This window comes from uncultured Shewanella sp. (assembly GCF_947495455.1).
Taxonomy (GTDB): Bacteria; Pseudomonadota; Gammaproteobacteria; order Enterobacterales; family Shewanellaceae; genus Shewanella.
Genome location: NZ_CANLZC010000079.1, coordinates 15287 through 27548 on the forward strand (window position 1 = coordinate 15287; position 12262 = coordinate 27548).

Below are 12262 nucleotides of genomic sequence, written 5' to 3' on the forward strand. Positions count from 1 at the left end.
TCTATCTTGCATAGCTCATGTCACATAATCAAATAGACAAAAAGCCGCTATTAAGCGGCTTTTGATGATTTAAAAAGTCAACCTCAAGCTGACTCTACACTCACTTAAGACTCATCCTGCACAGCAGAAGAGGCAGACTTATTGCCCGCTTTTTTCTCGGTGGCATCCACAATTGTCAGCACAGCGGCATCACCCACCACATTACAAGAGGTGAGCACCATATCTAATAACCTGTCCAGTGCCGCAATGATAGCAAAAGCCTCAACCGGTAGCCCCAACTGATGAATAAGCACACCAATCATCACCAAAGCGCCACCAGGGATCCCTCCCGCTCCCACAGACAATAAAAACACACTAAAGATTAATGTTGGTAGCTGCTCAGAAGTAATAGGGGTGCCAAAGGCATTGGCCACAAAAAACACCGCTATTGTAATATAAATGGATGCGCCGCCCATATTCATTGTCGCCCCTAACGGCACACCAAAGCCTGCGATTGAACGACTGACGCCTAACTTATCGGTTAAGGTTCTCATGGTCACAGGAATAGTCGCATTAGAACTCACTGTCGATAACGAGAACATGATCTGCTCACGGGTCTTGTGTCTAAATTCTTTTGCAGAAATCGGTGTCAATAATCCCACGGCTGCTGGGTAAACCACAAAAATCCACAAAATAAGAATCGTTAAAATAATCGCTACATAACCCAATACACTGGCAAAAATGCTGGCATCAAAGGTCGCACCTAGCTTTAACATGAGGGCAAAAACACCAATAGGAGCAAGACTCATCACCACAGTGATAAGCTTCATCATAATGGCATTCGCCACCTGAAAACCCGATACGGCTCCAGAGGCTTTACTGCCCAAAGATTTAATCACACCCCCTAACAACAACGCGAGAAAAATCACTTGTAACATATTACCCGAACTAAAAGCGGTAATGACATTGTTTGGAACAATATTAACGAGTAAGTCCAATAAATTAGGCAATTGAGTTGTTGTGATTTTCACTTCGTTACTGCCTGCTAAAGACATACCGGCACCAGGTGAAAAAATCAGCGCAGCAGCCACTGCCGTCGCAATAGCAATCACAGTATTAATTAAATAAAAACCAAATGTTTTACCGCCAAGACGGCCAAAGTTTTCTAATTCTTCTAAATCACACACACCGCACACGATACTGACAAACACTAATGGCACTACCAGCACCATAATCATGCGCACAAACATAGTGCCGATGCCAGAGGCTATATCGACCAATGTCTGTGAAAAAAAGGCGATATCGTGTAAAAAGTATTGAATACACGAACCCAATATGAGGCCTAAAAATAACCCCGAAAAGATCCGTGTTGAAAGTGAACTTGTCATATATTTACCTAAACGCTAAAAATCAATAAGCATGCCTTAAGGCACGTCTTGTTCATTGAGCACATAAACTCTACTCAATGTTTAATGTCATCAACCTTGATTATTTTGCCTTCATATCACGCTATCATAGCCATGAAAGGCATCCCTTCAATTTGTGAGCGCAAATAGTGAAACATGCTGAGCAGAATTACAAATAAAAAGCATCAAATGATGAAAAGATCCTTAAAAAGTCAGATGTGCCAAAAAATAAAACTTTACAAGAATGTAGTAAAGGTAAATAAAAAGATAAAAATAGTGTAAAACGATATTTTTAAAACAATAAAATTACATTTAAAACACAAGTAAACATATTGATATACAATCACAGTGAAAGGCTAAAATAGATTCATATTTTGCATACTCATCGCAAGTTCTGTCCTCGAGTATCATCGAGTGCTATCATCTATCATCGAGTGCTATCATCAATGGCCTTCGCCGCTAAAACACGGCCATCTTAGCCTGCTCAGAAGCCAAACAGGCACAGAACGCTAATATCGAACACTAATATCGAACGCTAGGACAGCCACAATTCCACATCACGAATGATAAAATTCCCATTATAAACAGGATCAACCTTCCCTATTGGCGCAAGCTCAAAATAACTTTTATGCTCCTCAGACAAAGCCTCATATCCTCCAATCACTTGATACAGCCAAGCTTCATGCTCCCAAGGCAAAGACTGTTCAAGTAAATAATCCAATGCCGATTGGGCCTTCCCCGACTCAATCACACTCACAAAATACCCATCAACCGCTTGCTTTAACGGGTTATTAGGAATCGCAAAATCTTCGCTATCACTGAGCAACACAGGCGCTTGATTTTCTATTGCTAAAGGCTCAGTTTGCATATGACGAATGGATTTGATTTTAGTGGCGATATCCAGTAATTCAGCTTCTTGACTGGTGTTGTAAATATCAACATGAGCCGAAGACAATAAGGCCTCTGCATGATTAAACAAAGTGGGCACTTGCTTATGGGCCACATGATCAAACGGTCTAAAATCAGGATGTAAGTTTGTGTGTAACAACCAGCCTTTCAGTAGTCGTGTACGACCTCGAATTTGCCTAAATCGACCCAATAATTCAAGCAATCTTGCCTGCACAACACTGAGTTCTTGAGTGCAATCACTCAAAGTGCGCTGCATATTGATCACTAATAACTTGCGTAACTCACGTATATCCCCCGCAATGTCGGTCAACTCATCAAATTGAACCAAAGATAAGCCATTCAATAATTCTGTGACCTGAGTTTGCGCTAATTCATTTTCACGAATTTTGGCATTAATACTGCCCACGTAACCAAATTCATTATTAATACGACCCCACAGCACACGAATGGCATAACGTAAGCTGTCACAAAAACGATAAACATGCTCATTAAGTTCATTCAGATAGGCTTGACTCGTGCTAAAATCGCCTTGATGACGCGCTTCGCTATAATGAGCGGCTAAGGTTTTAATACTAGCAATCGCCGATCCCGTATTAGCATCGATTTGCCGATGACGCTCGTCACTCAAATGCTCTTCTAATAAAGCACGAAGGGCCCCTTTTAGGCGCAAGCCTTGATCGGCATCTGGGCGCCATAACACACCCTCATCTTTAAGTTTATTCAGGATATTGGCATCATGATCTGCCAAAGCGATCTCACCTTGTTGATACACATCCATGATGAGCTCACTGTGTCGACTGAGTAACTTCAGTAACTTCACACCGGCGTGATGTAAGTGATCACTCATTACTAACCCCTCTAGCACTCGCCCCTTCAACACTCGTATTCAATAGCACAACCCCCATCATAATAAATCCTGTTGGGTCGCAGTTTCTGCTTGTGCTTCTAAGCTCAGGCTTTCCGTTTCATCAATAAAACGTATCACCTCATACAAATAATCTAGCTTACCTGTCGCCATGTAGATCTGCTTCTCACTATTTGGCTTAATTAAATAGCCCAGTTCAACCAAACGCTTAAAAACAAGCTTAAGCTGAACATCCGTTTGGCTGCTGGTTGAGCCAAATAATCGATAATGGCTGATCCTTGCCAATTGTTCTCGAAAGGCTGGCGTATCTTCAATGCGTCCTTGTAACTCTGTCAAACGAATGGTGGCACCTTGCGTTAAAGGTGCATCTTGACCACTGGACTCTTGCACTAAGACTAACCATTCCACTAAAGGCGTTAAACTCGTGCAAATAGTCTTAAATTGTTCAGAGATGACTTTTTGCTCTTTCTCACCTAATTGTAAATAACCGCAAAAAAAGACATCGCCTTCTACTGCCGAACTCAAAGTACGATTAATTTGATTAAGGTAAGCTTCAATGCCCTCACGTGTCGTAGCATTTTGTAATGCCCGCCAAGCCTCTTCATGAGTTGTTCGGCAGATAAATTCACCGCGCAGCAATGATTCAATCACAGCGCTCATGCCCACTAATACGGTTTCATTTGACTCAGGCATCAGCTTGCTTCCTTATTTACAATCACTTTCTGTTTTAACTTTTCACTGATTATATTGACTTGCGGCTTCACAACTTGTAATTGCCGCGTTTGCTTATTGATAATATAACGATTTGAAAACAAACTCAGCACCTCGGATTCTGGATTAGGAAATGCGCCTAACACTGCAATATTATTGTTGCCACAGGCATCAAAGATTTTCTTCACATTACCATGATGTAAAGTGCCAAGCTCATCGATGGGCCAATGGATCACTACATCAGCTTTTCCTCTCAATAAACGAGTAAAGGCCAATAAAAACTTACATAAAATCAGATAGGCCATGCCATGGCTGGAAGATTCATTTAACTGCCTATCGGTGCGAATAACCAAGTCACTGTTGCCCTCTTTTAAACGCAGCTCAATTTCCAATAATTTCGCTATTCCCCCCGTCAATGCCGAGCGGCCAATAATATCCAGAGCGCGGCGCATGCTCATAATATAATCTTCATTAGGAAGACCAATAAAGCCCTCATTTTTCCACTGAGTATAAGCACTGACAAAGGCTTCCAATTCTGGCCAAAACTCCAATTCGCTAATGCGCGAACGGATCTTCACTTGCGAGCCTGATACGCCATCAAGGAACAACTCTTCACTGACTTCTCGAGTAATTCGAGCACTTTGAGTCACAATGCGTCTATCAATATCCACTAACACGTCATAAAACGCGGTTAAATCCACACCAAACATACGTCCTTGTTCTCGCAGTGCCATCACAGATTGAGGTACCATCACATTGAGTAGCTGAGCCAGTTGAGGCACTAATTTTTGATAATCCAATAAACGAATGGATTTATCATTGATAAAGCTTGACTCTTCACGGGCTCGCTCCCAAAACTCAGCAAGACCAGAGCCTGACTTGCTGGCAATCACAGAATCAAAATGGTCAACATATTGCTTCACCGATCTAAGTAAATTATCCCGCTTTAATAATGACTCTTCACCTTGTCTTAAACGTTCAAATAGCAGACCTTCTGGTTCATCTGCATTTTTCGGTAACTTAAGTTCCGCCAACTTACGCATGAGATGACGTAGTTTACTCAGGTTTTCAGACGCTTCGACTTGAGCTGAGTCCGACAATTTACGTTTCGCATCAAGCTCATCACGCTCTATTTTTACGGTTTTGGCTTGGGTTTTTAATGCTTGCTCTAATTGAGCTGTTTCTTTCTTTACCTCATTAAGCTGAGCTTGCAATTTAGGTTTACGCTTGAGCCAAGTATGCTGATACCAGTCATCAAAACGCAATACTTCGCTACGACGCAACTCAGCTGCCGCAATACGCTCCTCAAGCTTAGCAATATTCTGTTTTAGCTTAAGAATATGGGCTTCATCAACGCCACGAGATTTAAGCTCATTCTTATACCATTTCTCGCACGCTTTTTTATCGTCTTTCGCCGCAGTACGTCGCTGCTCAATATTGACTTTGACCTGATTCAGCGCCGTTTCAATCACGCCTATCACATCTTGCCAATAGGCTTTTTTCTCCATCACTAGGCTAAGCATTTGCTCTTTATGCTCAGCTTGCCACTCTAGTTCGCTTTGCTTTAACTGTTGAATTTCTGTGTTTATTAACGTGAGCTGCTGTGTTGAGGCCTTTTTTCTAGCCGCCAATGCTTGATTAATCTTATCTTGCTCGTTGCGTTTCTCGTCTAATAAACGCCGCAGATCTTCACGACTATTTTGATAAGCCGTTCTGGCAACAATCTGTTCTCGACTGATTTTTTCAAGTCGCTCTGTAGCCGCAATTAACTGATCCTCAGCCTCTTTTTGCCGCTCTTTTGCACTTTCAAGCGCCTCTTCGGCTTGACTGTATTCAACGCGCAGAGCCTGCTCCGACTGGGCAAAACTGGGGGTTTCTATGGCCTTAAGATCGATGCCAACCCCATAAAGGCCAGTCAAACTCTCTTGTAATGCTTGAGGGTTTAAATCACTTCGATGTAATAATGATCCATCAATCACTTTTCCTATATGGGTCTCCCACTCTTTGACATTTGAGCGTAAAAACTCCAGTAGCGTATGAGAACCTGGAAATAACACATGCTTCACTTTATCAAGCTCGGCTTGGCATTCACTCACTCGAAGCGTGGCAATACGTAACACTTCATGGGATTGCTCACGTCCTTTTTGACACTTACGTTCTTCATTCGTCATGCGCTCAAAATGAGCATTACAGGCTTCTTGCGCTTCATCCGCTCGCGCAATACGCTCATCAAACACAGCCAATGCCACTTTCTCATCTTCTGTGTAAGCCACATTGTTCACAGCCAAAGACAATTGAGCTTGAGTGACTTTAAGCTCATAACTTTGCTCGTTAAATTCGGCTTTTTTCTCATCAAAGGTTTGGCGCCACTCTTTTTCTAATGCTTCAATATCGGTTCGAGCTTGATGATTTTGGCTGTCTAATTTGGCTCTTTGTGTGTCTTGCTCAGAATGTAACTGCTCAAGAGCATGGTTTAACTGCTCACCAATTTGACTGCGTCTTGCGTTATAAGCCGCTTCCACATCTTGATGCTGTTCAGTTTGTAATTTATGCTGCTCTATAAAAGCGGTTTTATCGTTTTGCCAAGTGGATAACTGTTCTAAGTTCGCTTTAGCCTGTTCGATATCCGCTTCAAGAAACGCATCATACTGATTTTCAATAGACTCAAGCTCATCTTCACATTTAGCCAAATCACCTTTTGCTGCCGATAAATCTAAATTCAACTCATCACGCTGGGATTTCCAACGCTTATCCAACTGTTGTAAAGCATAATTGTATTGCTTCGATAAGGTTTGATTGGCTTCTTGGCGCTCAATTTCAGCGCTCTCATCTTGAGCATAACCTTGACTTAAACCACTTAAACGTCGCTCTACACTCAATAATTGGTCAAACTCTTGTTCTAACTTATTAAACTCTGGCCGAATTTTTTCAAATCCTTGAATAAGCTGACTTTCACGGATCCAAGCTTCTACATGTTGCGGATTAAGACGTGAGCTCGGCGGCACCACCCCCTCCTCCTCTAAAATCGCCGCCACCATGGACTTCACGGTTTCCATTTTGCCTTCTTTAGAGTGCACCGCTTTAGCCAGTTTCTCTATGTGGCGCAATCCATGTTCAGGATCACATAAGGAAAACTGCTTCGCATAAGTACGCAATTCTCCACTGTGACCACTCGCACTCAATAAGGCTTTATCATTTTGAATAATGGCACGATACTCTCGAGTATTAAGCAACTTAGAGATGCCCACTCCCTTCCGTTTAAATTCTCGTCCCAGTTCCGCCATGGTATAGCAAAGCAATTGTTTACTGTCACGACGCTTAGTGTAATCTTCAAGCTCAAAACCTTTCGCGATAAAGCGATAATTCACGCCTTTTCCATCACCTGCCGATGCCAACACACCTTGATAAAACAAGCCATCTGACTTTTCATATTCAAAAATGATATAACTGGATTCATGAGGTAAATACCAACGCTCAAAGCTATCTCGAGTCGAAGGAACCACTCGACTAGGATATTCACCGTAAAACACAGGCACCAAACGTTGTAATGTTGTTTTTCCTGATGCATTGGTGCCGCAAATATTGGTATGGCCATTCAACTTAAGTTCGACCACACCAGGTAAGTGGGTGTCGATGAGTATGATGCGATGTAAACTTGGCATTTCTTTCCTTTTCCAACGCCTGCAAAACTGCAGCGAAGCCTTGGTTCAACTAAAAATAAAACAGTCAGTTGAATAAAATGAGATTGAGCGGGTAATAATCGAGAGGGGTAAATTAAAACAAAATGACGCACTTAGCAAACCTAAAGGAAGGCTCACTCAACAGAAAATCAAAAAGAGAAGGAAAAACAAACAAGTGAGCAGAAACTCACTTGTGTATAGCATTCTATCAATTCCATTATATAATAGAGTGGATATTAAGCACTCGCGGCTAATTTAAAACCTTCATATTGTTCGCACATTTGCTGCATTTGTGCTTCATCAATGGCTCTTAAGCCGCTTAAGACCAGCGTTTTTTCACCCGTACCAACAAGCTTTTCGCCACAATGTAACTCAAATTTTAATGTCACATCACCACGTTTACCGTCGATCTTTAGCGCTTGATCAACCAGACTTAAACGGATCTCAGAAAAAACTAATGTATGTAAATCAACCGACATACTTTCATAAATAATCAAAGGGCGTGCAGGGTTCACCATCACACCTTGCTCTTTCATCATAGGAACCAAAACATGAATAAAATTCAGTCCTGAAAAAGCCACATAACTACGAACAAAAGCTTCTGTTTGTGTCGAGCAATGGGTCACTTCACCACTGCGATGAACCGTTAGATAAGGTTTACCTTTGTCATCACACACAGTGAAGTCTTTCTCTTCATGTTCTGAAAAGACTAAGGGGGTGTTATCCCCTACCATGCCTTCAAATTTAAAGGTCATCTTTTGACTTAAACCATATTCAGCTAATGTTAAGGCAAAAAGTAAGTCTCCAGGTACACAAAACCGCTTTGCATTCACATCATGAATGGGATTAAAGTCTTGAGCCACATTTTTAGCGAAGGCACTCGCCTGAATCTGGCTAACCGAGATAACTTGATTTTTTTTATTAAAATAAGGATTTAAAAACATATTGCTTATTAACACTTAATATAAGTCAAAAAATAGCCGCAAAGTATACAACAAATTATCTTCTTTACTCACCCGATGAGCTAAATAAGCAAAAAGTAACCAATTAAAGCCGTCAACAATCACTCAAAATAGATAAAAATAATAATATCAATCAATAAAGTTTAAATAATGACTGTGATTGAGTGACAGACAAAGTGTGATTGTCATGAAAGAGTGATGAAATAAGGTTAATGAAGAAATAAACAACTTTAATATAAGCAATTGAAAAAAATATGAAAATCAGAGTGCCAAAGGGCACTCTGAATAAAAGAGGAAACCGCGCATATTTATTGTATAATCATTCTCGCATTGACAGATTGAACGGGTCGATTATTACCTTGAGGAAAGAGTTGAGAAAATTGCTTAATTTGTGCTTTTGACGCCGTAATCGGCTCTTTCATCACAAACCACTGCACACCTTCAGTGCAAGGCGGAGTCGTTAATGACCCATTAAAGCGATAGTATTTATCTTGCTTGGGCAAGAGCTTATTGATATTCACAGCTGTGCTTAACGCCTTCTCTTGTCCTGCTTTTTTTGGCATATCATTCCAAATTTTTTCAAGTTCTGGATTATAAGCGCCTTCTTTAAACATCACCCCCACCACAGCTAAATGGCCTGCTTTATCGGCATTCACAAAATGCACTTCCATTGGAAAAGATTCACCTTCTATCGTATTTTCACTGGGTGCATGAAAATGAAGCTGTTTTAAATCAAATTGTTCATTTTGAACATTGATGTGGCTTCCCTCACCATACACAACTTCTATGCTATGGCCATTATTGAGCACTTGGGTTCCCCCGGCTTGATACTGAATATTCAATTTAGGCAGATCACCTTTAACCATTCCGGTTAAATTAATCGGTGATTGATTAACCCCCTTAGCACAAGTCGTGAAATCAGGTGCCAATGTTCCCCAATGATCAGGTCCTATCTCACCAGAATACCCCCATTGGGTCTGGTCGGCAGCTAAGGTCACATGGGACACTAAACCTATTGAAACAGCACAAAACATGGACAAAACATTTTTCATATCATTTTACTCCTGCATACACTAAGGTCGGTTGAACTTGGCTGTTCATTTAACCACCACCAAATTAAGAAGGCAAACTCTAAAAGAAAATATCGATTATAAATTAAATGGTGACAACACTATAAATACTTATAAAATACATTAAGATCATTAAGAAGCTTTAAAAATAACACTTATTTATCATTCTACCATTCTGACATTCTGACATAGATGGGGTGTTGCCAAATCAATTCATAATGAAAAGGAATATTCATGCGCTATATACTGACTTTATTACTTTTATTGACTGTTTTAGGATGTAATGCATTTCCACAAGTCAGCGATAACAAGAAACGACTCAATAGCAATCATGATGACAATACCCCGCCACATCACACTCGAGTATTATCTAAAAAACAATGGGCTCACGGCACAGAAAATTGTGAGGATAACCAAGAGCCTATCTTGGATGTTTACCAGCATGATGTAAGTACTTTTATCATTAGGCAAAATAAGTGTTTAACTTTTGAGGCTCCCTTCATTTATATCCTTATTGGGCAAAATAAAATCGTTGTTCTCGACACTGGAGATATCGACACAGACGTCAACTTTTCACTGTATACGCAAATAAAATCGACAATAGATTTAATACATCAAGATAAAGAATGGCTAGTGATCCACACTCATTCTCATAACGATCATCTTGCTGGGGATCCTGACTTTTCTGGTCGGAAAAATGTCAGCATAGCAGGGACGACATCAGTCGATGTTCAACACTTCTTTGGCTTTAAAAACTGGCCAAATGAAGTTGCTCACCTTGAATTAGGTAAAAGAAAATTAACCATTATTCCCACTCCAGGACATCAAGAAGAAGCCATCAGTATTTTTGATCCTTCCACTCAATGGCTGCTGACAGGCGACAGTTTATACCCAGGTAAAATTTACATTAAAAACTGGCAAGCTTATAGTAAAAGCATTCGCCGCTTGGTGAATTTTTCAAACCAACATGAAATTAAAGCCATATTAGGCGCCCATATTGAAATGACAAATCAGCCAGGTCAGTATTACCCTATCGGCACTCAATATCAACCGAATGAACATCCATTGACTTTATCTGTCTCAGACTTAAAGAAATTGAACTTTACCCTTGAGAAGTATCAAGAAGAAGCACCAGATAATGAGTTAATTTTCGATAACTTCATTGTTGAACCTATGGGCTTTTTACAACGAACAATAAGCGATATCGTTCGATTTTTTAGCGCCTAACCTTAGCTTTCAGTCAACCAGTGCGCTAACGACTCTGCGATCATTAAAGTCGGCGCATGGGTGTTGCCACTGATAATACGTGGCATCACTGACGCATCGGCAATATACACATTATCGACGCCGTGAAGCTTAAGTTTTGGCGTCACTACGGCCCCTTTATCGCTCTCCTCTCCCATGCGGCACGTTCCCACCGGATGAAAAATCGTCGTTGATATATTACCTATAGATGTTAGCAAGTCTTGATCGCTAGTCACTCGACTTCCTGGGTGATATTCCTTGGGTAAATAAGGCAACATCGCCTTTTGTGCAGCGATTTTTCGAGTAATATGGATGGCATTAATCGCCACTTGTTTATCATAATCAGTGGATAGGTAATTAGGATCTATCGCGGGCGCCTTCCTAGGCGACTTTGACACTATATGCACTTGGCCTCGACTCAAAGGCCTTAAGTGGCACACACTTGCCGTTATTCCCGAAAAAGGATGCAATTGCGTCCCTAGCTTATCTGCGCTCATAGGTTGAATATGAAACTGAAGATCGGCACGCTTTACACTAGGATCAGATGAAAAAAAAGCACCGAGTTGACTGGGGGCCATAGATAAAGGCCCGGTACGTTTAAAGGCATATTCTAGCCCCATCCACACTTTACTCCACCAATGCGCCACTTTTTGATTTAATGTGACCGCATTCGTTAACTTAAATGCCACACGAATTTGCAAGTGATCTTGTAAATTCTCTCCAACACCGGCTAAAGGCAAATAACATGGGATCCCTAATTGGAATAAACGCTCAGGCTGTCCAATTCCACTGCGTTCCAAAATATTCGGTGAGCCAATACTTCCAGCGCACAAAATGATCCTTTCCCCTTTGACACATAATTTCTCTTGACCTTGGCGCATTTCAACACCTTCTGCTCGACTGCCATTAAAAACCAACTTATCAACTAAACAATGAGTCATCACAGTTAAGTTTTGTCGCGTCAACACAGGATGCAGAAATGCTTTCGCATCAGAGCAGCGCAAGCCCTTACGCTGATGTACTTCAAAATACCCGACACCGTCATTGGCTCCAGTATTAAAATCTGTTCGCGCAGTCATGCCATATTCAATACACGCTTGTTGCCAATCATTTAAGACTGCCCATTTAACTCTTGGAGTCTGCACATCTAACTCACCTTGAGCACCATGAAAAGCATTCTCTCCTCCATAGTGTCGCTCAAACTGTTTAAATCGAGGTAACACTTGCTTCCAACACCAGTCACCTGTACCCGTGATACTTGAAGATGCCTGTTTTCAGAGCCTGTATAAAGTGCCTAATTCAAGGCGTATTATTGCAGGAATGCTTATTGCCTTTTAAAGTAATACAACGCAGAAGTCGGTGCTTTTACAGACTCCCAAGGGGCTGGTTTAAAAGCCTTTTATACTGCGTTATTGAACATCAGCTTAGAATGACT

8 protein-coding genes are annotated in these 12262 nt (G+C 41.1%); 1 reads left to right on the forward strand and 7 read right to left on the reverse strand.

Going from position 1 to position 12262, the window contains the following annotated elements; all coding sequences use genetic code 11:
* Nucleotides 1-104: 104 nt before the first annotated feature.
* The 6 genes from Q0791_RS17890 to Q0791_RS17915 all read right to left on the reverse strand — a co-directional run bounded on the left by Q0791_RS17890 (nucleotide 105) and on the right by Q0791_RS17915 (nucleotide 9564).
* Nucleotides 105-1367, reverse strand: coding sequence for a dicarboxylate/amino acid:cation symporter (locus Q0791_RS17890; RefSeq protein WP_299009319.1), 1263 nt, complete (start codon nucleotides 1365-1367; stop codon nucleotides 105-107).
* Nucleotides 1368-1920: 553 nt separating this feature from the next.
* The gene (locus tag Q0791_RS17895) at nucleotides 1921-3141 is read right to left on the reverse strand and encodes a phosphoenolpyruvate carboxylase (protein WP_299009320.1); all 1221 of its coding nucleotides are present in this window, start codon (nucleotides 3139-3141) and stop codon (nucleotides 1921-1923) included.
* A 57-nt stretch (nucleotides 3142-3198) separates the two neighbouring features.
* On the reverse strand, nucleotides 3199-3852 hold the full coding sequence (locus tag Q0791_RS17900; protein WP_299009322.1) for a hypothetical protein: 654 nt from the start codon (nucleotides 3850-3852) through the stop codon (nucleotides 3199-3201).
* Entirely contained in the window at nucleotides 3852-7532 is a 3681-nt protein-coding gene (locus Q0791_RS17905) for an ATP-binding protein (protein WP_299009325.1), read from the reverse strand. Before Q0791_RS17905 ends, Q0791_RS17900 begins: the two co-directional genes overlap by 1 nt.
* Before the next feature lie 254 nt (nucleotides 7533-7786).
* Complete coding sequence (locus Q0791_RS17910; protein ID WP_299009328.1) at nucleotides 7787-8494, reverse strand: DUF3581 domain-containing protein; 708 nt, start codon at nucleotides 8492-8494, stop codon at nucleotides 7787-7789.
* 326 nt (nucleotides 8495-8820) lie between these two features.
* Nucleotides 8821-9564, reverse strand: a complete 744-nt coding sequence (locus Q0791_RS17915; protein WP_299009330.1) for a carbonic anhydrase — start codon at nucleotides 9562-9564, stop codon at nucleotides 8821-8823.
* Between the two features lie 252 nt (nucleotides 9565-9816).
* Between Q0791_RS17915 and Q0791_RS17920 the strand changes: the two genes are divergently transcribed.
* Nucleotides 9817-10809 carry an MBL fold metallo-hydrolase gene (locus tag Q0791_RS17920; protein WP_299009333.1) on the forward strand — a complete coding sequence of 331 codons (993 nt, stop codon included), beginning with the start codon at nucleotides 9817-9819 and terminating at the stop codon, nucleotides 10807-10809.
* 2 nt (nucleotides 10810-10811) lie between these two features.
* Here Q0791_RS17920 and Q0791_RS17925 read toward each other — a convergent pair whose 3' ends face one another.
* Nucleotides 10812-12083 carry a GMC oxidoreductase gene (locus Q0791_RS17925; protein ID WP_299009339.1) on the reverse strand — a complete coding sequence of 424 codons (1272 nt, stop codon included), beginning with the start codon at nucleotides 12081-12083 and terminating at the stop codon, nucleotides 10812-10814.
* Between the last annotated feature and the right edge of the window lie 179 nt (nucleotides 12084-12262).

Excerpts from the sequence above, each read along its gene's own strand:
- Q0791_RS17920 (WP_299009333.1), top strand. The coding sequence starts at position 9,817 with ATGCGCTATATACTGACTTTATTACTTTTATTGACTGTTTTAGGATGT.
- Q0791_RS17915 (WP_299009330.1), bottom strand. The coding sequence starts at position 9,564 with ATGAAAAATGTTTTGTCCATGTTTTGTGCTGTTTCAATAGGTTTAGTG.
- Q0791_RS17890 (WP_299009319.1), bottom strand. The coding sequence starts at position 1,367 with ATGACAAGTTCACTTTCAACACGGATCTTTTCGGGGTTATTTTTAGGC.
- Q0791_RS17910 (WP_299009328.1), bottom strand. The coding sequence starts at position 8,494 with ATGTTTTTAAATCCTTATTTTAATAAAAAAAATCAAGTTATCTCGGTT.
- Q0791_RS17895 (WP_299009320.1), bottom strand. The coding sequence starts at position 3,141 with ATGAGTGATCACTTACATCACGCCGGTGTGAAGTTACTGAAGTTACTC.
- Q0791_RS17900 (WP_299009322.1), bottom strand. The coding sequence starts at position 3,852 with ATGCCTGAGTCAAATGAAACCGTATTAGTGGGCATGAGCGCTGTGATT.
- Q0791_RS17905 (WP_299009325.1), bottom strand. The coding sequence starts at position 7,532 with ATGCCAAGTTTACATCGCATCATACTCATCGACACCCACTTACCTGGT.